This is a genomic window from Helicobacter sp. 11S02629-2 (genome assembly GCF_002272875.1).
In the GTDB taxonomy this organism is placed as follows: Bacteria; Campylobacterota; Campylobacteria; order Campylobacterales; family Helicobacteraceae; genus Helicobacter_I.
On the sequence record NZ_MLAN01000002.1, the window covers coordinates 133,996 to 154,739 of the forward strand.

Annotated in this window: 21 protein-coding genes; 8 read left to right on the top strand and 13 right to left on the bottom strand. The window is 36.7% G+C overall.

Translation table 11 applies throughout. The annotated features are described in order from the left end of the window. Positions 1 to 13 precede the first annotated feature (13 nt). On the top strand, positions 14 to 241 hold the full coding sequence (locus tag BKH40_RS01955) for a MoaD/ThiS family protein (RefSeq protein ID WP_095276410.1): 228 nt from the start codon (positions 14 to 16) through the stop codon (positions 239 to 241). 79 nt (positions 242 to 320) lie between these two features. Here BKH40_RS01955 and BKH40_RS01960 read toward each other — a convergent pair whose 3' ends face one another. The 4 genes from BKH40_RS01960 to BKH40_RS01975 form a co-directional block, all read right to left on the bottom strand. Then, entirely contained in the window at positions 321 to 1,310 is a 990-nt protein-coding gene (locus tag BKH40_RS01960; protein ID WP_095276413.1) for an SAM-dependent methyltransferase, read from the bottom strand. An 11-nt stretch (positions 1,311 to 1,321) separates the two neighbouring features. Then, entirely contained in the window at positions 1,322 to 3,688 is a 2,367-nt protein-coding gene (locus BKH40_RS01965) for a ribonucleoside-diphosphate reductase subunit alpha (protein ID WP_095276416.1), read from the bottom strand. Next, entirely contained in the window at positions 3,688 to 4,317 is a 630-nt protein-coding gene (locus tag BKH40_RS01970; protein ID WP_095276419.1) for an NAD(P)H-dependent oxidoreductase, read from the bottom strand. The genes BKH40_RS01965 and BKH40_RS01970 overlap by 1 nt, the downstream gene beginning before the upstream one ends. Positions 4,318 to 4,388: 71 nt before the next feature. After that, entirely contained in the window at positions 4,389 to 5,219 is an 831-nt protein-coding gene (locus BKH40_RS01975) for a prephenate dehydrogenase (RefSeq protein WP_095276423.1), read from the bottom strand. Positions 5,220 to 5,315: 96 nt separating this feature from the next. Between BKH40_RS01975 and BKH40_RS01980 the strand changes: the two genes are divergently transcribed. Further along, on the top strand, positions 5,316 to 5,612 hold the full coding sequence (locus BKH40_RS01980) for a hypothetical protein (protein ID WP_095276426.1): 297 nt from the start codon (positions 5,316 to 5,318) through the stop codon (positions 5,610 to 5,612). Positions 5,613 to 5,715: 103 nt separating this feature from the next. Here the strand turns inward: BKH40_RS01980 and BKH40_RS01985 are convergent, their stop codons facing one another. Genes BKH40_RS01985 through BKH40_RS01995 form a run of 3 tightly spaced genes read right to left on the bottom strand, consistent with a single transcriptional unit; the run spans position 5,716 to position 8,328 of the window. Next, complete coding sequence (locus BKH40_RS01985) at positions 5,716 to 6,564, bottom strand: site-specific DNA-methyltransferase (RefSeq protein ID WP_095276429.1); 849 nt, start codon at positions 6,562 to 6,564, stop codon at positions 5,716 to 5,718. Between the two features lie 3 nt (positions 6,565 to 6,567). Next, positions 6,568 to 7,827 carry a methyl-accepting chemotaxis protein gene (locus BKH40_RS01990; protein ID WP_095276433.1) on the bottom strand — a complete coding sequence of 420 codons (1,260 nt, stop codon included), beginning with the start codon at positions 7,825 to 7,827 and terminating at the stop codon, positions 6,568 to 6,570. Positions 7,828 to 7,830: 3 nt separating this feature from the next. Next, on the bottom strand, positions 7,831 to 8,328 hold the full coding sequence (locus BKH40_RS01995; RefSeq protein ID WP_095276436.1) for a PAS domain-containing protein: 498 nt from the start codon (positions 8,326 to 8,328) through the stop codon (positions 7,831 to 7,833). A gap of 559 nt (positions 8,329 to 8,887) precedes the next feature. Between BKH40_RS01995 and BKH40_RS02000 the strand changes: the two genes are divergently transcribed. The 4 genes from BKH40_RS02000 (at position 8,888) to BKH40_RS02015 (ending at position 13,172) form a co-directional block, all read left to right on the top strand. Next, positions 8,888 to 9,238 (top strand): P-II family nitrogen regulator, encoded by a 351-nt coding sequence (locus tag BKH40_RS02000; RefSeq protein ID WP_095276439.1) that lies wholly within the window; start codon positions 8,888 to 8,890, stop codon positions 9,236 to 9,238. Positions 9,239 to 9,269: 31 nt separating this feature from the next. Then, on the top strand, positions 9,270 to 10,505 hold the full coding sequence (locus BKH40_RS02005; RefSeq protein WP_180675084.1) for an ammonium transporter: 1,236 nt from the start codon (positions 9,270 to 9,272) through the stop codon (positions 10,503 to 10,505). 344 nt (positions 10,506 to 10,849) lie between these two features. Then, positions 10,850 to 12,268 (top strand): glycosyltransferase family 2 protein, encoded by a 1,419-nt coding sequence (locus tag BKH40_RS02010; protein WP_095276445.1) that lies wholly within the window; start codon positions 10,850 to 10,852, stop codon positions 12,266 to 12,268. 403 nt (positions 12,269 to 12,671) lie between these two features. Next, entirely contained in the window at positions 12,672 to 13,172 is a 501-nt protein-coding gene (locus tag BKH40_RS02015; RefSeq protein ID WP_095276448.1) for a flavodoxin family protein, read from the top strand. 70 nt (positions 13,173 to 13,242) lie between these two features. Here BKH40_RS02015 and BKH40_RS02020 read toward each other — a convergent pair whose 3' ends face one another. From BKH40_RS02020 to BKH40_RS02030, 3 genes are read right to left on the bottom strand one after another with little or no spacing between them, the layout of a single operon-like run. Continuing rightward, on the bottom strand, positions 13,243 to 13,764 hold the full coding sequence (locus tag BKH40_RS02020; protein ID WP_095276451.1) for a shikimate kinase: 522 nt from the start codon (positions 13,762 to 13,764) through the stop codon (positions 13,243 to 13,245). Next, positions 13,733 to 14,350 (bottom strand): AMIN domain-containing protein, encoded by a 618-nt coding sequence (locus BKH40_RS02025; RefSeq protein WP_143428444.1) that lies wholly within the window; start codon positions 14,348 to 14,350, stop codon positions 13,733 to 13,735. The genes BKH40_RS02020 and BKH40_RS02025 overlap by 32 nt, the downstream gene beginning before the upstream one ends. Before the next feature lie 19 nt (positions 14,351 to 14,369). After that, positions 14,370 to 15,437 (bottom strand): GDP-L-fucose synthase, encoded by a 1,068-nt coding sequence (locus tag BKH40_RS02030; RefSeq protein WP_095276456.1) that lies wholly within the window; start codon positions 15,435 to 15,437, stop codon positions 14,370 to 14,372. 152 nt (positions 15,438 to 15,589) lie between these two features. On the opposite strand from BKH40_RS02030, the gene flgE reads away from it, so the two are divergent. Continuing rightward, a complete protein-coding gene (gene flgE / locus BKH40_RS02035; protein ID WP_095276459.1) occupies positions 15,590 to 17,743 on the top strand; it encodes a flagellar hook protein FlgE in 2,154 nt (717 codons plus the stop codon). 41 nt (positions 17,744 to 17,784) lie between these two features. Here flgE and BKH40_RS02040 read toward each other — a convergent pair whose 3' ends face one another. The 3 genes from BKH40_RS02040 to BKH40_RS02050 all read right to left on the bottom strand — a co-directional run bounded on the left by BKH40_RS02040 (position 17,785) and on the right by BKH40_RS02050 (position 19,321). Next, positions 17,785 to 18,078, bottom strand: coding sequence for a type II toxin-antitoxin system RelE/ParE family toxin (locus BKH40_RS02040; RefSeq protein ID WP_095276462.1), 294 nt, complete (start codon positions 18,076 to 18,078; stop codon positions 17,785 to 17,787). Continuing rightward, positions 18,078 to 18,323, bottom strand: coding sequence for a hypothetical protein (locus BKH40_RS02045; RefSeq protein WP_095276464.1), 246 nt, complete (start codon positions 18,321 to 18,323; stop codon positions 18,078 to 18,080). The genes BKH40_RS02040 and BKH40_RS02045 overlap by 1 nt, the downstream gene beginning before the upstream one ends. A gap of 344 nt (positions 18,324 to 18,667) precedes the next feature. Further along, positions 18,668 to 19,321 carry a metallophosphoesterase gene (locus tag BKH40_RS02050; RefSeq protein WP_095276467.1) on the bottom strand — a complete coding sequence of 218 codons (654 nt, stop codon included), beginning with the start codon at positions 19,319 to 19,321 and terminating at the stop codon, positions 18,668 to 18,670. Between the two features lie 117 nt (positions 19,322 to 19,438). On the opposite strand from BKH40_RS02050, the gene rimO reads away from it, so the two are divergent. Further along, positions 19,439 to 20,728 carry a 30S ribosomal protein S12 methylthiotransferase RimO gene (gene rimO, locus BKH40_RS02055; protein WP_095276470.1) on the top strand — a complete coding sequence of 430 codons (1,290 nt, stop codon included), beginning with the start codon at positions 19,439 to 19,441 and terminating at the stop codon, positions 20,726 to 20,728. Positions 20,729 to 20,744: the final 16 nt, after the last annotated feature.

Consider the following 20,744-nt stretch of genomic DNA (forward strand, 5'->3'; position numbering starts at 1 on the left):
ATAAGGAGAAAAAATGATACATGTTACTTTCTTAGGACCTATAGAAGAGCAAGTTTTAGAGCTAGATGTTAAGAACTTGCGTGAGTTAAAAGAGGCTTTAGAAAAGATACCAGCAGTTAAAAAGTGGCTTCATATCTCAGCAGTTGCACTCAATGATACTATATGTGAGAATCTAGACACTCCTTTAAAAAGTGGTGATAAGGTAGTGATACTCCCTCCAGTGTGTGGTGGAGAAAAGTAGCTAGTTGCAAATAGATTATTTTTACATTTAAGTATTTCCTTGCAAACTGCAAGGAAAGAGTAGTAAAAGTCTTGAAAGGCTAGTGCTTAACCCCAAAGGCTTTGAAGCGTTCACCCATGAGATTTGGCATGATAAGTTCATTAATGGCATTAGTGTGGCGTAAGATATTAGCAGGGCTTAGATGAGGCTTAAAGCTTTCAAATATCTCTAGTATCTCACACTCTTCAACCAGCATCTTACTTTGGGTGTGATAAAAGCAAGGAGTGGCACCATGACTTTTAAACTCAGTCTCTAAGTTTTTAAAGTTGATATCATAAGTCACATCACTTTTGGCATAAAACTCACCCAAGTTATCTTTTTCTTCTAAAAAGTTATAGACTTTATGGTCTTTATAGATTCTAAGACTTATATCTCTTTCTTCCATCTGACCATAATCAAAGGTTAGGAAAAACCAAGACTTAAGCTTGCAAAGAGATTCTATAAATCTAGAAAGGCTTAGGCTTATCTCTCCACTATCAGTCTTATAAAGTGCTAGTTTTTCTTTTACATCACTAGTTATAGCATCAAAAACAAGACTATATTTACCATCATCATGCTTTATATAGCCTTGCTTTCCTTTATAGACTAACTCACAAGGGAAGGCATCAAGCAGCTCATTAGAGATAAAAAATATAGAATCTAGTGCTTTTAACTCCTCTATATCTCTATAGACTTTTAAGCCTTTATCAAACTTGCCTATCCTTTCATTAAAGTTAGTTTCTTGCAAGCTAGCTAGAGGGTCTAGGGGCTCTAAAGTAGCAAAGCTTATATCTTTAAAGGCAAACTTATCAAAGGCGTGCAAAAACTCGGCTATATCGCTTATCAAAGTACCATCATGAGAGCCTATCTCAACTATAGTAAGAGGAAGTTTTAAGTCCTCATCTAAAAGCCTTAAAGTGTAGTTAGCAAGTGCACCCCCAAAAAACTTAGTCCTACTAACTGCTGTGTAAAAGTCACCCTTAAAGCCAACTTTCGCATTAGCGTAGTAGTCTTTAAGCCAAGTGGTTAAAAAAGATTCTAAGTTTTTCATAGCACTAAAATCTACTGGCAGTTAAAGCACTCAAAGCTTCTATCCATAACCTCTTCAGCGTTAGGACTTTCACTTCTTAGATAGTAAGTGCTTTTTAGCCCTAGCTTCCAAGCTAGCGTATAGATGTCGTTTAGCACTTTTCCACTTGCCTTTTCTAGACGCATAAAGATATTTGTACTGATACCTTGGTCTATCCACTTTTGACGCACACTTGTAGCCCTTATAATGTCTAGCTGGTTTATGTCATAGGCTGATTTGTAGTACTCAAATGTTTCGATGGTCAAGTTAGGGACTACTACTTTTATAAGCCCGCTTAGGTTTTCTTCAAACCACTTTTTTTGATAGATTGGCTCTATGGTCTGGGTTGTGCCAACTAGGATGGATATAGAGCTAGTTGGTGCTACTGCCATTAAGTAGCCATTACGCATGCCTTGTTTTTTAACTAGCTTTCTTAAACTATCCCAATCATAGGTATTAGCAAAGAGGTCAACTTCACGCTTTATAAGATTAAGTGCATTTTTATTAGCCACATCTATTGGGAAGATGCCTTTACTCCAGTTGCTTCCTTCATAGTCTGGATAAGTGCCTTTTTTAAGTGCTAGGTTTGAGCTAGCTTTGATGGCATTAAAGCTTATAGTCTCTAATATCTCATCAATCTTAAGTAGGTGTTCTTCACTCCCCCACACTATCTTAGAAGTCGCAAGCATCTCAGCCTCACCCATGACGCCTAGTCCTATAGCCCTATTTTTTATATTAGTCTTTTTGACTTTATAGCCCGGATAGAAGTTAAGGTCGATTACATTATCAAGCATGTTTATGGCAATTGGCACTACTCTTTCTAAGTCTTCTTTTGTATTAACCCGGCTTAGATTTATGCTTGCAAGGTTACAAACTGCTGTTGCACCACCTTTTTGGATTCTTTCTGTACAAAAAATCTTTTTGCCTTTTATGGAATCTATGCTTGTTAGTTTATTAGCCTTTTTGCTAACACCTGAATCAAGAGTTACTAACTCAGATTCTTCAAACTCTTCCATACTGTCATCTTCATAGATCACTTCTACTACATAGTGGCTAGGCTCGGTGTTTTGAAAGATCTCAGTACAGAGGTTAGAGCTTCTAATAATCCCTTTGTGTGCATTTGGATTAGCCTTATTGGCACTATCTTTAAAGCAAAGAAAAGGCATGCCGCTTTCAAAACAGCTTGTAAGGATTTTTTTCCATAGGTCTTTAGCTTTTATAGTCTTTCTTGATATGCTTGTATTATTTTCATAAGCTAGATAAGCAGCCCTAAACTCATCACCATAGATATTAGGAAGGTTGCTTACTTCATATGGGTCAAATAAACTCCATTCACCATTGCTTTCAACACGCTCCATAAAGAGGTCACAGATCCAAAGTGCAGGAAAGAGGTCATGTGCCCTCCTTCGTTCTTCGCCACTATTTTTTCTTAGGTCAATAAAGTCTTCTACGTCTTTATGCCACACTTCTATATAAGTGGCTATAGCACCTTTTCTAGTGCCAAGTTGATCAACGGCTATGGCTACGTCATTTGCTATCTTTAAGAAAGGTATGATGCCGCCTGCTGCGTTTTTGTGTCCATCTATAAAGCTTCCTATACTTCTTACTTTAGAGAAGTCCCAGCCTATACCACCTCCATACTTACTTAGAAGTGCCATCTCTTTATAAGAGTCAAAGATACCTTCTATGTTATCTGGTGTGCTTCCTATGTAGCAAGAGCTTAGTTGGTGGCGAGTAGTTCTTGCATTAGAAAGAGTTGGGGTTGCTGGCATAACTTCAAACTTAGACATAACTTCATAGAATCTAAAAGCTGCCTCGTTTGGGTTGTCTTCATTTTGTGCTAAAAACATAGCTATAGCCATAAACATATGTTGTGGTAACTCTATAGGGTTGTTTTTAGAATCTTTTAAAAGATATCTATCATAAAGTGTTTTAACACCAAGATAGTTAAAACTATAATCTCTACTTGGGTCGATTTTGGAATCCAAAAAGTCTAGGTCAAACTTTTCTTTTATGCCCTTTAAAAGCTTGCCTTCTTTTTCACCTCTTTCATAGTACTCTTTTAAGTGAAGGTAGCCACTATGTCTACTTACTCTATGATATAAGTCATATAAAAAAAGCCTTGCTGCCACAAAGGTCCAATTTGGCGTATCTACATCTATCTTATCAACTGCGGTTTTTATTAAGGTTTGTTGTATCTGTTCAGTTGTGATTCCATCTTTAAAGTGGATTTGTGCATCAACTTCTAGCTCGCTTTGACTTACACCAGCTAGTCCTTTTACAGAATCCTTTGTGTACTTTTGGATCTTAGTCACATCTAAAGGCTCAAGCATCCCATTTCTTTTAACTACATTTATCATTATAAAGTCTTTACTAACTCATCTAAAGAGATTCTAAGCTTAGGGGTTGCTTCATTTTTCCTATAGCCAAAGGCTACCATAAGGCTTACTTGCTCTTTAAAAGTATCAATATTAAGTATCTCTTCTACTTCTTTTTTCATAAAGCCCTCCAAGTAACAAGTATCTATTTTTAAAAATGCAGCGTAATTTACCATAGTTGAAGCCATGATATAAGCCTGCCTTGCCGTCCAGTTTTTTATATCATCATCTACATAGTTATTAGCTTCTAAAAAGCCTTTATAGACTTTTTCAAAGTAGGCAAACTTTTCTTTATCACCCTTTACTCTCCTCATGCCTTGTTTTAGTATATAGTTACTATCTGGCTGCATGTCACACTTTAAAGACTTAAATATCACTAGCTTTGAAGCATCAGTTATCTGAGGCTGATCCCAGCAAGCCTTTCTTAAAGTGACCCTCAAAGCCTTATCTTCTATAACTAAAAGTCTAGTAGGCTCTAGTCCAAGTGAGCTAGGGCTTAAGCGCCCGCCTTCAAGTATCTTATAAAAATCTTCATCTGGAATCTGCCTTGTGCTATCAAATACCTTGCAAGCATGTCTGAAGTTCAAAGCCTTCATAAAACCATCTTTCATCTTTAACTCCTTAAGCTATTACGGGTGAGATTTTATAAAATTAATTTTTATAGAATCCTTTAATGCCCTCTTTACAGAAAATTACTTATATTATTAGCATTGCTTATCCACGCTTTTAAGCCCTCATAGTCGTCTTTTTCTAAAAAGCCTTTTAGTTTTGCCAACTCTTTTTCAAAGACATTTACTGACTTGGTTAAAAAATCTTTATTTTGTTTAAAGATATCACTCCAAGTCACTGGGCTTGATTTTGAAAGTCTACTCATACTTACAAACCCTCCCCCTGCAAGCATCAATATATCTTCTGGCTTTTCTTGAGAAAGCACGGCATTAACCAAAGCAAAGCTTAAAACATGCGGTAGATGCGAGATAAAAGCTACATGTTTATCATGGCTTACACTATCCATGCTAACTATTTGCATGCCTATGGCTAAAAAGATCTCTTTGGCAAAGGCTTCTTGAAAGGCTGAGGCTTTATCAAGGTTAGTAAGGATTGCAATTTTATGTTTATAGAGGTCTTTTACACTAGCACTTGGCCCACTATTCTCAGTGCCACACATTGGATGGGCGCCTATGTAGTACTTTTGTAGTTTGGGAGATAGGCTTTTTGCTATCTTATCTTTTACACTTCCTAAGTCGACTATAGTAAAGTTTGGTCTTTCTACATTTTCAAAGTGTTTTAAGACTTCTAAAGTAGATTCTAAAGGAACTGCCACATAGACTATATCGCACTCTTGCAAGTCTTTTAAGCTTACTAGCTCATCTACTAGCCCTAAAGTTAAAGCCTGTCTTCCATGAAGTAAGCTTTCATCATAGCCAACTACACTTTTAAACATCTTAGTTTCTTTTAGTGCTAGTCCAAGCGAGCCACCCATTAGCCCAAGACCGATAATACCTGCTTGCATAAGTCAACCTTAAGAGGGGAGATTTGATATGTATCAATTTCAAAGTATAACATTTAGCTAGAATAATCTCTATATTAAGATTAATAAGGATAAAAAATGATTAAATGGTTAGAAGCAGATTTCAGCAAAAAAGTACAGTTTAACAAGTTAGTAACTAGCCCTTCAAGCGATGAGATGCAAATAGTAATACCAGCAAATGAAGAGATAAAAGCACACAAGTCCCCTTCTATGATAGCTATCCAAGTGCTTAAAGGTGAGATAGAGCTAAAAGTGCTTTGCAGTATATTTACACTAAAAGAAGGCGATATGAAAGTTATCGATGAAGCTGGGGTTGAACATGCTTTAAAAGCAAAAGTAGATTCTATAGTAAGACTTAGCATATATAAAAAGTAAGCTTTTAGATACACACTAGGTTTATGTACTAAGCTAGGCTTATGCCTTTTTAGTTTATGACTTAGATAAAAAGTAGATTTTGCATTCTATGAGATTAGATTATCTAAGATAGTTGATCTTTATAAAGACCTTGTTTTTTTAGTAGCATCAAGTCTTTGAGTTTAGATTCTATCTTTAGTCTACTTTCATCTAACTCTAGCTTTCTTCTTATGGAGAGATCAAAAAAGGCACTATCTTTTTCTATACCTATAAACTTACGCTCTAAGAGATTAGCAGCTATGCCAGTTGTAGAGCTTCCACTAAAAGGGTCACATATCAGGCTTTCTTCATTACTAGCCATTAAGAGTAGACGCACTAAAAGAGGTAAAGGCTTTTGGGTTGGGTGCTTGCCTTGGAGTTTCTCCCAAGGGGCTATTGATGGGAAGTTCCAAACATCTTTCATCTGCTTGTTATCATTTATGCACTTTAAAAGATCGTAGTTAAAGATGTGCTTGTGCTTTTCACTTTTTCTAGCCCAGATTATCTGTTCTGTTGAGTGGGTTAGGTAGCGGCAGCTAAAGTTTGGAGGAGGGTTGCTTTTTTGCCAAGTTATGATGTTTAGTATCTTAAAGTTTAGCTCTTGTAAGATTCTACCTAGTGAAAAAACATTGTGATAGGTTCCACTTACAAGTATGCTTCCATTATCTTTTAAAGCAAGATGGGCGTTTTTTAGCCAAACTCTATTAAAGTTATCTATCTCATCTATAGCAGCACCTTTATCCCACTCTCCTTTATTTACACTTACTATCTTGCCACTACTTATAGTAAAGCCATCGCTTGAGAGAAAGTAGGGCGGGTCAGCAAAGATTAGATCAAAGACTTCTTTGTAGCAGGGTAAGATCTTATTGCAGTCAGTGTTATAAAGTAAAAATTTACTATCAGCTGAAGTAAAGCCCGGCTTTCTTGCATCCATGGCTTAATGTTTTTTAAGATTTAAAGGAACACTATTCATCTGCGAGGCATCATTTATGATATTAAAGATAGCCTTATTCGTGGATTCTAAGGTTTCAAAGTCACCTGCTATATCATCAATTTGCCTTATATCAAACTCTTTGCCTATGTGCTTATTTACTATGCCATACATCTCTTTTAGGTATCTAAGTACTTCTTCTTTAGTATAAGAGTCTCCAAAGTACTTTAAAAACTCACTCTCTAGCATATTTTGTTGTTGGTCTAGTTTTAGTCTATCTGGAGTGTTTAGTGCGTAGTTATAAGCTAGTATTTTGTATATGACTAGATTTATCTTAGTTAGTATCCCAGCGGTTTTAGTTTGTGCAAGGGCTGAGACACTAGCAGTATTGCTTGCATCTAGGCTAAAGCGTTCTAAAGATATCTTTAGATTCTTAGTATTTTCTTTAGCTTCTGCTATGGCGTGGCTGGTGGAGTCACTATTTGAGTTTAGTTCTTTTGCTTCTTTTAAAAGGAGGTTTATACTAGCACTAGCATTATTAAGTGCGTTTGCAGTGTGCTCTGCAAGCTTTCTTATCTCATCAGCCACTACCGCAAAACCCCGTCCATGTTGACCAGCCCTAGCTGCTTCTATAGCTGCATTTAGCGCTAAGAGGTTGGTTTGGTCAGCTATGTCTTTTATCATGTTTATAACGCGACTTATCTCATTGGCACGTAAGTCTAAGGTTTCAAGAGCTTTTGTTGAAGTATTACCCAAGTCGTTTAAGTTACCGCATAAGACATCTACTTGGTTTATGCTTTCTTTTGCTTGCTGGGCAGTTTTTTGCGAGGTTTGTTTTATGATATCTAGTTCTTGCATATTTATCTGAAGGTCATTTTGTACGCAGCCTATGCCCTTATTACCATTATCTAGCTCTGAGAACTTTTCATTGATAGCAGCCCTTACTCTACCTTTTTGCCCTTCTAGTATGCCTTTTACACCTTCACTCATAGCTATAGCGTTAACCTTAAAAAGCCCCTTAAAGCCTTCAGTAAAAAGATTCCTATAAGCTATGCCATTAGTCGCTGCTTCTATACAGGTAGTGCTTTCTCTCATAAAGGCTTCTACTTGGTCTAGTAGGTTGTTTATACCTATGGCTATATCATTAAGCTTAGGGTCACTTTCTACATCTATGATCCTAGTTTCTAAGTCACCATGCTGAACCTTTGAGATAGTAGATAGTATCTCTTCATAAACGCTGCTTTTCTTTCTTCCAAATAGTCCCATACCCTACCCCCTCATCCTCTGTAAAGAGTTTACTAAGGCGTCATAGCTCACATCTTTTTGCTTTAGATACTCATCTAAAAATCTCATAGAAGCTTCTAAGCTACTTCTTTTTTCAACGTCTTTCATACCTCTGTATAAAGATTCTATGGCGTTTAGGGCTAGTGGGTTGGCTTTACGTCTAACTGAGTAGTAGCCTATAATCTTTCCACTTTCATCAACTGAAGCTGTGACATTTGCAAAAACCCAGTAGTAGTTGCCATCAAAAGTCTTATTTTTAACATAAGCAAAGACTTCTTGCTTGGCTTTTATCCTATCCCATAGCAGTTTGAAGATACCTCGCGGCATATCTTTGTGTCTAACTATGCTTTGAGGCTTGTTTATCACTTCGCTATTTTTGGCGTTTATCATTTTTAAAAATACTTGATTGCAATAAGTTATATTTCCCTTTAAGTCTGTTTTGGAGACTATGAAACTTTCACTATCTAGAATCTTTTCTCCCATTAACCTTCCTTATAAAACACCAATCTAACAACACGCACAGACATGGTTAAAGGCTATGCAAGATGGTAAAAATAATGTTACTTTGCTTGGATCCTACTATCATTTTTTTGTTATAAGGTGATCCAATGGGTGCCCATATATAAAAAATAAAAATATTGCACTAATGATCGTTGTAAACTAGTATTTGATCGTTGTTTATTTAACACTTATCCTTAAAAAGTAAAAAATATATAAACTTTAAAGCCTATCATCATTATGTGATAAAAATTTAGTTAACTTAAATCTTTCTTAAATACTACTTCTGAAGCAGTTTAGATTCTATATTTACACACCTTAAGCTCTCGCTAAGTACCCAAATAGGCTTTATCTTAGTTTAAGCTCAATATATTATAATTCTACTTAACACAATATGTGTTTATATTAATTAACCATTGATATATTGCATATTTAGAAGGCTTAAAAACCTCACTTAAACTCCACTAGGCTTAATAGTCTCCATAGGTGATACTCTATAATGCTAGAGTTTATCTAACATCAAAAACCACAAGGAGTATTTCACATGAGCAATCAAATCTATAAGATAGAAATCACAACTAAACACAACAAGATAGGCATGCTAAGAGATGCTTACTTTAAAGAGGGCATAACTGGCATGACTATTATTAACGTAAGTGGCCAGGGTAACCAAAAAGGCAAGGTTGAGATCTATAGGGGCTCTCAGATAACAGCTAACTTAATGCCGCGCATAAGAGTTGAGATAATAGCCAAAGAAGAAGACGTAGAAAGGATAAAAGACATAGCACTTAAAACGCTAGCAAGCGGGCAAGTAGGAGATGGCAAGATAGTCATCTTACCTGTTGCAGATGTTATACGCATACGCACAGGGCAAAGTGGCTATGAGGCTATTTAGGATTCTAAATACAAAAAAAGGATAGATGATGATAGATGGGGCAAATACAGTTTTTATACTCTTATGTACTATGTTAGTACTTCTTATGACACCAGCACTGGCTATGTTTTACTCTGGGATGACTAAGTCTAAGAACGCACTAAGTACGATTATGAACAGTTTTGTAGTCTTTGGAGTTGTCGCTATAGAGTGGGCTCTCATAGGCTTTACTTTAAGCTTTGGACACGACACTGGCATAGGTATCATAGGAGGTTTTAACTTCTTTGCTTTAGAGAATCTAAAAGGCGTTAATGAAAATGGCGTGCCTAATCTCTTATTTATGCTATTTCAGATGATGTTTGCCATCATCAGCACAGCCATCATCGGCGGCTCGCTAGTTGGGCGTGTGCGATTTAGCGTTATCATCATCTTTACTACGCTTTGGAGTTTGATAGTTTATAACATCCTAGCACACGCTACATGGAGTGAAAATGGCTTTTTACTTCATAGAGGTGGGCTAGACTTTGCAGGTGGAGGCGTGGTGCATATAAGTGCTGGTATCGCAGGGCTTGTGGGTGCTTTAGTCATAGGCTGTAGAAAAAGCCATATGATAGAAGGCAATATGCCTCATAACCTCCCTTTTAGCTTTTTAGGTGCCATGCTACTTTTCTTTGGCTGGCTTGGCTTTAACGCAGGGAGTAGTGGGGCTATAGATGAAGTAGCAGTTCATGCCCTAGTAGCCACTATACTAGCAGCAGCTGCTGGACTGCTTGGCTGGCTAAGTATAGAGTGGATAAAGTATAAAAAGCCTACTTTACTAGGTGGGACTACGGGGCTTATAGCAGGTCTTGTCGCCATCACTCCAGCTGCTGGCTATGTCAGTCCCATACCTGCTGTGATAATAGGCTTTCTAGCCTCTCCACTTTGCTTTTTTGGTATAAGCTATGTAAAGGCTAAGCTAAAGTATGACGATACACTTGATGCCTTTGGCTTGCACGGTATAGGTGGTATCTGGGGTGGTATAGCTACGGGTCTTTTTGCAAGCTCAGGCATTAATGACGCAGTAGGCAAGATAGCATCAGAAGGGCTTTTTTACAGTGGTAGCTTTCACCTTTTAGGAGAGCAAGTCTTTGGAGTGCTTTTTAGCATCATACTTTCTGGTGTGGTTAGCTTTGTGATATTTAAGATTCTATCTTTGTTTATGAGGCTACGTGTGGAGGATAGGGCAGAAGATGATGGCTTAGATGTAAGCTTGCATGGTGAAGAAGCCTATAATATCTTAGAGTAGGGCAAGGGCTTTTTAAGAAGGGACTAAAAACTTGTAAGGTTAATGTTTCTTGAGAAACACTGACTATCTAAGAGATCTTTTTCTTTCTTAATAATGATGGGAAGTAAAACTAATATAAATGCATAAAAACATTTTTTATAGAATCTAAAAATACATAATTGCCATGCTATCTTTTAGTCTCCTAGCACAATGACATGTTATGTGATAAGCCATATAGCCTTTTTAGCGCTTCTATTTACGTTAACCTGAACTTTAATCTAAATTTGAACTTTTAAAAACATCCTCTATAAGCTAAAATCACAAAATGATATTTTAAAAAAGGAGGCACTTAGTGATAGAAGGCAGTGATCGCTTCAAGGGGGGGGGGGGGGGGAAATCTCTCACCTAGAGAGATGAACTTAGATAATCTAGATAATAGTAGTGCAAGCAGCACATTAAAGCAGGCATCTTTATTGGATAAGGCTAGATTAGAAGAAAGCAAGATTGAAAGTGGTGTTAAAAGCAAGGCTAAAGAGATAAGATTTAAAAACTTAGATCTAGCTAGTCCTAGCTTTATAGAATCTTGTAAAGAAGCCTTGCTAGAGTATAACAAAGCCTTAGAGCATCCAAGTGCCTTAGTTTCTCTAATAGTCTCAAACTATAATAATAAAGCCTATATAGATGAGTGTATAAATAGTCTAAGAGAGCAAAGCTTTAAGGAGCTAGAAATCATCATAGTTGATGATGCTTCAAGTGATGATAGTTTGACACTATTAAAAAAGCACGCAGATGAAGATAAGCGTATAAGACTTTTTGAAAGCAAGCAAAGAAGTGGCCATCCAAGTCTTGCTAGAAACTATGGTGTAAGCATAGCTAAGGGTGAGTATATAGCCTTTGTAGATAGTGATGACTACCTTGCACTAGACTGCGTTGAAAGCCATCTTAAAGCTATAGAATCTAGTGATGCAGATATGGCTTACTGTGTTAATAATATCTATAATGAAGCTAAAGATGAATACACTCACAGTCCTTTTAGAGCAAGACATGCTAGCAAAACAGGTGCTTTAGTATTTAAAGCTAGTGAGGCTAACTCTAACTTTTGGCGCCACTTTAACGCGGGTGCTTGCTTTAAGATGTATAAAAAAGAGTTTTTTCTAAAAGAAGGACTTTGCTTTCAAGACTGTGACTTTGAAGATACAGATGTTTCTTTTATAGCCTTTGCTTGTGCTAAAAAGATCTGCTTTGTGCCTAGACTTCTCTACACAGCTAGGATGAATAAGCGTTATGGGGTAAATAGAGGCAATATGGATAGCACCATAGCTAAGCTTTCAAATCCACTAGATGGCATAAGGATCATAACTAGGTCTTATGAAGTCATAAAACAAAGAGGTATAAAGGGACTAGAAGAGGGTTTGCTTTATGCTTACTTTGATGTTTGTACTTACTATCTAAACTTTTTTACAGAGGAATCTAATCTTTTTGATAGTCTAAGGGAAGCTAGGGAGCTACTAGCTAGTGTGCTTAGAGATAACCCAGATATAAGATACATCTACTTTAAGTCAGGTGAGAAGAAGCTTTTATTTATGCTTTTAGATGCAACGCCTTTAAAGTTTATAGTAGAGTGCATGGTGTCTATAAGATGTGGTGCTTATGGGAGTTTAAAGGAACGCTTGCTTAATGGCATAGATAAAAGTAAATATCAAAACTATCCTAAGCCAATGAAGCTAATTATATATTCATATAAGATTTTTATTAGACTATTAAGGCGTAAGTCTTGCTTTTAGTAAGTCTATTGCTACATGCTTGCTATGGCTTGATCGCATAAGCTAGCGTTAAGATGTCGAAGTTAAGATTACTGCACTAGGCTAGATGCCTTCTAGTTAAAATTAATACTTAATTTACATCATATTTTTATTTGACTACTACATTAAGGCTGTATTGAACTACGGATTACCATAGGGTTAAAGTAGTCTTGTAATTACTATGTGGAGATTTCCACGTTGTGCGTACCATACTCCTAATGTTAAGGCATAAGAATCTAAAAATTTAATATTTGAGATTGACTGACACTTTAATGTTTCTCAAGAAACATTCTAGCCTTGCAAATGCGAAGTCACTCCTTTTAGTTATCATTTAGTCACTGCATCGCATTAGTGTAAGCATCTAGATAAGACAAAAAGGAGAAGTATGAAAAACATAGTAGTTTATGACAGCCTAACGGGTAATACAAAAAAGCTAGCAGAGGCTATCGCTAAAAATCTTAACTGTGAGCTTAAGTGTGTAGGAGACTGTGAGGGGGAAAGCTTTGAAAACTATAAGCAAATCATCTTTGGATTCTATATAGATAAGGGGTTTATGGGAGTTGATGCAGAAAGGTTTACACAAAAGATTAGAGGTAAAAAAGTTGGCATATTTTATACGCTTGGAGGGGATCCAAAAAGTGATCGAGCTAGCGCTTTGAAAGAAAGGATAAAAGAGTTTTTTAAGGCTAATGATAATGAGATAGTTAAGGTTTTTTACTGTCAAGGAGCTATAAGTGATATACAACTTGAAGCTGCAAGAAAGAGGGCACTTGCTGAAGGAAGTCCTATAACGCCTCAAAGGGAGGTCTTTTGGAAGGAAGGTAAAAAACATCCTAATGACAAGGATGTGCAAGAAGCAGTAGCTGCTTTTAAAGACTTTAAGTAAGATTAATAGAATCTTTTAGTAGCTAAGTGATGACTTTGGCAGCCTTAAGCAAAGGCTTTAAAAAAGGCTTTTAAGGGAGTTTGTAGCTGCTTAAAAGCTTTAATATGCAATCTTTAACTACTAAGGGTTCTAAGTTGCCATCTACTATAAACTTAGCTTTCCTATATATAGAATCTCTTTTTTTAAAAAGCTCTAAAGCTATGGCTTCGTTTTTAAATAAAGGTCTTGAAGCATCACTCCTTAGTCTTTCTTTTATGACTTCAAAACTAGTGTCTAGGTAGATGTTTACACCTAAGGGTTTTGTGTCATTAAAACAGGGCATGCCACCTCCTGTAGCTATGACTAGTGAGTGGTCATTAGAGTGTGCATCTATAAACATCTTTTCTAGACCTCTAAAGTAGCTTTCACTTCTTGCGGCAAAGATCTCTTTTACACTCATATTAAGCTTAGATTCTATCCAAGCATCACTATCTAGAAAGGTGTAGTTTAACTCACTTGCTAGGAGCTTTCCTACCGTGCTTTTTCCACTTCCCATAAAACCTATAAGTACTATATTTTCTTTACTGAAGTGTGATTTTGTAGGTGTTGGCATTTCTTGCTACCTTATACTTATATTGTCCATCTAAAGTGAGGGTAACTCTATAAAAGGTAGCATGCGTTTCAACGCTTACAGCACTAAAGTACTGTAAGTTAGTTTTGACTTGGCTACTAAACTCATCTCTAGATTCCCTCTTATAATCCATAATTATACGCATAGGAGAGGCAAGAAGGAAGCTTCTTTCTAGTTTAAGTGGGCTTAGGATCTCAAGTGAGTTTTTTAGTATGTAAAAGTCAAATTTGTAGAGATTAAAGTAACGTTTATTTATATCTTTTAGTGCTTCATCTTGTGAGATCTTTATAGGGTAGTGCCAGTCTATGCTTGTATCTAGCTTGATAGTTTTAGTGGCAGTTGAGCCATCTATGTTTTTATAGTTTATGATTATGGAATCTAACTCCCTAGCAGTACTTGGTAACTTTACATTTAAAGAATCTAAAAAAGGCTTAGGTGCTTTATCTTGCATATCTATAAAGTCTCTTTGATTAAGCTTGGACTGGAAGGGATTATCCCTAGCTTGAAGGCTTAAGGCTAGTGAGGAAGCAAGGACTAAGAATATAAGTTTTGATGCAAGAGAGTTCATACTTTTCCTTTTTTGTGCTTTATTGTTTGCTTTCAAAGCTTTCTAGATAGCTAGCTATAACTTGGCTAACTCCTTCTTTTAGCCCAACTTGTGGCTTAAAGCCTAGCTTTTCTAGCTTGCTTACATCCATAACTTTTTGCATAACGCCATCTGGCTTTGATATATCATGCACTAAAGAGCCCTTAAAGCCAACTATGTCTTTTATCATCCCTGCGAGTTCAGCTATGCTTATATCTTTGCCATAGCCTACATTTATGTGAGTGTTTCTTATCTCTTTTTTATCAGCTATCAAGTCTTTAAAGTTTACATTTTTAGCTACAAATACGCAGGCTTTGGCTAAGTCACTACTATGTAAAAACTCCCTTCTTGGACGCCCACTTCCCCAAATTATTACACTATCTTTAGTAATGCCAAAGTTTTTGAGATAAGCCTTGATGTCTTTTATATCACTTGGGCACTCATCTTTAAGATTGTTTTTTACTAAGTCTAGCTTGCCTTCTTCTAGCCACTTAGCAAGCACTATCTTTCTAATGAGTGCTGGCATGACGTGCGAGCTAGCTAGGTTATAGTTGTCATTAGGCCCATACATATTAGTAGGCATAAGGCTTATAAAGTTAGTTTTATACTGAAGGTTATAGCTTTCACAGAGTTTAAGACCGGCGATTTTGGCTATAGCGTAGGGTTCGTTAGTGTACTCTAGTGGAGCAGTAAGGAGACTATCTTCTTTTATAGGGCAGGGTGCATTTTTAGGATAGATACAACTACTTCCTAGAAAGATTAGCTTTTTAACGCCACTTAGGTAGGCAGAGTGGATGACATTATTTTGTATAGTTAGGTTTTCATACAAAAAGTCAGCCCTATAAGTGTTATTAGCCAAGATTCCACCAACTTTAGCAGCTGCTAGGAAGACTACATCAGGCTTTTGTTCTTCAAAAAACTTTTTAACTGCGACTGTGTCTAGCAAGTCAAGCTCTGATTTATTTCTTACTAAAAGATTACTAAAATCTTGATCGCTTAGCTCTTTATGTATGCTAGAGCCTACAAGACCTCTATGGCCAGCTATAAAAATCTTAGAATCTTTATGCATGAAAGTCCTCACTTACTTGAAAATAGATGCGTTTTTTAAATTATACCCTTCATATGAAAGTTTAAAAAATTAAAGTGGATTCTATCACAAGCATTATAAAGGAACTATTTTTGCTTTTATGAGTTAAATATTTCAATACCAAAAGGATTACTATGCTGCGTTCATTGTGGTCAGGTGTGAGTGGTATGCAAGCTCACCAAGTAGCATTAGATGTAGAAAGCAATAATATAGCAAACGTCAATACAGTGGGCTTTAAGTACTCAAGGGCATCTTTTGTGGACATGCTTTCCCAAGTTAAGCAAATCGCCACTAGCCCTTATCAAAATGGCCTAGGTGGGCAAAATGACTTCTCAGTAGGTCTAGGAGTTGGCGTAAACTCTACTTCTAAGGTCTTCTCACAAGGAAACATCCAAAACACAGATGTTAAAACTGACCTTGCTATAGAAGGTGATGGCTTTTTTGTTATAAGTCCTGATAGGGGTATAACTAAAGACTTTACAAGAGATGGCTCTTTTATGTTTGATGCTAATGGGAATCTTGTCACTGCTGGAGGCTATGTAGTGCAAGGTTGGAACAGAGACCCACTTGATAAAGGCAGTGGCAATATGAGTGATGCTGACTTTTTTAAAGTTGATAACACTGGTCCTTTGCAAAATATACAAATAGACCCGGGCATGGTTATGCCAGCTAGGTCAACTACTGCTATATCTATGAGGGCTAACCTAAACGCAGGGCGTCACGTAGCACAGACCCAAAATGTAGCAGCACTAGATTCTACAACTAGAACTTTGGCTAATGGAGTAAATCCACAGTATGACTCTAAGATGAACATAACCCAAGTCGGTGAAGACTTAGGTGCACTTTTTAATGAAAATGGTGACTCTTTAGGGCTTAGTGAAAACCAAGGTATATGGATGAGTTATAAGACTGCTACTCTTACTAATAATATAGTAGCTAGTAAAGAGCCAAGCACAGTTTCAATAAATGGCACTAAGATTAATGTAAGTAATGACTCAGCCCTCTCAGGTCTTAGCTCTCTAAGTGCAGCCCAGCTTGCTATAAACTCTGTTAAAAATAAAACTGGTGTTGAAGCTTATGTGGATAATGGCCAGCTAAGACTAGAAAATAAAAATGAACTAGATGGTGATGCTAGTACTAAAAATATCATCATTACTGATAGTGGGACAGGTGTCTTTTCTAACTTTGTAAAAGGTGATAGAGATATAACTGCTTTTAGATATCGCTACACTAATAATGTAGATGCAGATTCCACAACTGGGCAGTTTAGGACTACTGAAGACTTAAGAGAGCTTATGCAGTATGATGCTAATATGATAAAACATCCTGATAGAGCTTATGCAGATTCTACAGCTAGTGTTAGTGTAACTTTAAATAAGTACGGCATGTTTGAGATACATAATAAAGACGATAACGATGGTAAGCAGCAAAACTTAAACATAGTCTCAAGTGCTTATAGCTCTAAGTCAGTTAGTACTAATGTACTTTTTAGAGACGCTATGAGAGGGCTTAATACTGCTAGCCTTGTAGAAGGTGGAGTGTCATCTACTTCTAGTAAGTTCTCCCACGCGATACATGGCACAAGTATAGATGTAGTAGATAGCCTAGGAAGCAAGCACACTGTTAGATTTGAGTTTTATAAGACTGGGACTAAAGAGTGGGGCTTTAGGGCTATAGTACCTGAGCCAAGTGAGTTTGTAGGTGGGTCTGCAAGCCATCCTAACATCTTTGAAGGTGGAAAAGTTACTTTTAATGATGATGGAAGTTTAGCTGGGATGAACCCTCCTATGCTTCAGTTTGATCCAAAAAATGGTGCTGATAGTCCTCAAAGACTAGAGCTTAACTTTGGAAGTGGTGCTACTTTTAATGGACTAACAAGTGTGGATAAGATCTCAGAAACCTATACTATTAATCAAAATGGTTATGGTGCGGGGGACTTGATGGATGTTAGGTTTGATTCTAATGGATCTCTTTTAGGTGCTTTTAGTAACGGTAAGACTTTAGCCTTAGCTCAAGTAGCCCTAGCTAACTTTGCTAATGACGCAGGTCTTCAAGCCAAAGGCGGTAATATCTTCTCTCAAACTGGCAATAGTGGCGAACCTTCAATCGGCGCTGCTAATACTGGGCGAAGAGGTGGAGTAAGTGGGTCTAAGCTAGAGATGAGTAACGTGGATCTTAGTCGTGCTTTAACTCAACTTATAGTTGTGCAAAGAGGCTTTCAAGCAAACTCAAAAGCTGTTACTACCTCAGATCAGATTCTAAATACACTTTTAAACCTAAAGCAGTAAGTTTTAGCTTCTAGCTTTCTTTTTCTAAGAAGGCTAGAAGGTTAAAACTCATCTTCTAAAAGGCTAGGGAGGTTGTATCTGTATATAGATAGGATTTTGATAGTTGTATCATCAATCCTAAATACCACGACATAGCCTTTAAAAACTAAATCCCTTATATTTTCTTCATTTGCACTTTTATTCTTTCTAAAACGATAGGGCATGTAAGGGATACTTTCAATCTTTGCAAATAAGTCATTGCGGAATTTTATTGATGCTTGCTCACTCCTAGCCAAATAAAAATTTAATATAGCTTTTAACTCCGCTGTAAACTGTCTGCTAGATGTAATCTTCATTAAGCGCCTAAAGTCTTTGACTTTAAGTAAGCATCTATCTCTGCTTCACACTCTTCCAAGCTTATGTATTCTATCTCTCCTCTATCATCTGCTTCTAAAAGCTCTTTGAGATTTTTCTGGTCTTCTTTGCTTAGATAGTTTGTTTCATCATAGCTTTCAAAAGTCGCATCAGGGTCAACTTTTAAAAGCATGTCTTTTACTGCTTGAAGCGTGCTTGCATCTGCTTGAGTAATAATTCTAGTCATAGCTTTTAACCTCCTTAGTTAATCTACTAGCATGATAGCTAAAGGACTAAAAATTTTAGATTAATGCCATTTTTATCTCTACCACACATTAGGTATAGCTAGCTGTGACTAGCATCATGGTCTTATAATATGAGAGTGATTAAAAAACTAGATTCTAAGAAAAGCTAAAAAAGTTTTTTAAGATTTGATACTTTTTCATAACTAAGGCTCTTTTTAATTCATAACAAAAAATATTAGCCATGTGCGAGGAGTGATTAAAAGTTATGGCGTGGTAATTATGTATTTATTACCCCTGTGATGATTGCTATACAAACTAATGCTTACTTGTAGTGGTGTAAGAACCCTTAAAACCCTCTATGCTTAGCTAGCAAGTCTCCAAGTCTAGTTGGAGTGAAGTTAAGCTTTTCAGTGCTGGCATTTATGCAGCGTGCATCTTCTGGGTCTCTAGAGTGGATATGTCCGTGTACGTTGATAGTACAACCACTTATAGTAAAAAGATAGTCTATGATGTCTCTAGCGTTAGAAAAGCGTTCATTCTTTTTTCGTTCAAAAACTGGAAAGTGGCTAAACATAATAGTCTCGCCTGCTACTTTTGTAACTAAAGCATTAGCATAGATATCTTTTAGCTTTTTGCCAAACTTAGACTTTAGCTTTTCTTTTAGGTTGGCTTTAGTATCAAGCTTAATCTTAAGCTTATTTATCACTTCCCAGTCTTTTAGTGGGGCAAGTTTGCCTATGTCGTTATTCCCCACTATAAGCGTCTTTCTCCCATTAAGCAGCTTTATGTACTTCATGCCCTCGCTATAGTAAAGATCGCCTAAGTGAAGCACTTTATCATTTGTGCTAACTGCTTCATTCCACCTAGAAACGCTTAGCTCATCAAAGTTAGCAAAGCCACTAGCTTGTAACTCCTTCATGCGTAAGGGCTCTTTTTTAAGTACTTGCTTATGGGAAAAGTGGGTATCTGATATCACAAAAGTATCTAGGGTTATCTTCAAGCTTGCTTCCTTGAAAGGCGATATGGTGAACTAAAAAACAGGTTTGCAATTATAACTCTTTAAAAACCTAAGATGATATATAATTAAAGCTTATTTCTATGCTTGAAGGTCACCACTATGCAAAAGCTTCATATCATCTCCCTAGGATGCTCTAAAAATCTAGTAGATTCCCAAGTGATGCTTGGAAGGTTAAGAGACTATGAACTTACACAAGACCTAAGTGAGGCAGATGTGATTATCATTAATACTTGTGGGTTTTTGCAAGCTGCTAAAGAAGAAAGTCTGGGGCATATCTTTGAGGCTTTAGAATCTAGAAAGAGTGGGGCTTTGCTAGTTGCAAGTGGTTGCTTAGTCGCAAGGTATGAAAAAGAGCTTAGAGAACTTATACCTGAGATAGACATACTAACTGGAGTAGGGGACTTTGATAAGATAGATTCCATGATAGCAACCAAGAAAAGTATAAGTAGTGATAAGGTTTATCTAAGTGAAGATTCTAGACTTATAACAGATTCTAATGTGCACACTTATATCAAGATCTCAGAAGGTTGTAATCAGACTTGTAGTTTTTGTGCCATACCTAGCTTTAAAGGCAAGCTTCAAAGTAGGAGTATAGATTCTATCCTTAAAGAGATAGAAAGCTTAGCAAGACTTGGCTATCAAGATTTTAGTTTTATAGCTCAAGATAGCTCTAGCTATCTACTTGATAAGGGCATTAAAGATGGCCTTATCAAGCTTATAAATGCAGTCCACGCACAAGGTATAGTAAGGAGTGCTAGGATACTTTATCTTTATCCAAGTTCAACTAGCTTTGCACTTTTAGATTCCATAGCTAAAAGCGATATCTTTGCATCTTACTTTGATATGCCCTTGCAGCATATAAGCACTAGTGTATTAAGTCATATGCAGCGAAGCTCTAAAGACGTAAAAGCCCTCTTAAGTCACATGAAGCAAGTGCCTAATGCCTTTATAAGAAGTAGCATCATAGTTGGCTATCCAACTGAGAGTGATGCTGACTTTAGTGAGCTTTGCAAGTTTGTAGAAGACTATAGGTTTGATAGGCTTAATATCTTTGAATACTCAAGTGAAGAGGGCACTAAGGCTGGAAGCTTAGAAGTACTGCCAAAGCCAGTTATAACAAAGCGTATAAAGACTTTAAATAAGATCTTAAGCAAGCAGCAAAAGGCACTTTATAAAAGCATGGTCAATAAGAAGTATGAAGCTATCATAGAAGGCAAAAGTGAGGTAAGTGAGTACTTTTATAGTGCTAGACTTAAAGCGTGGGCACCAGAGATTGACGGAGAGATACTTATAAATGATGGCGATATAAAAGGGGCAGGCTACTATGAAGTAGAAGTACTAGAATCTAAAGATGGTATATTAGTGGGCAAGGCACTTAGTGCACTTTAAAAAAGCTTAAGCAAGG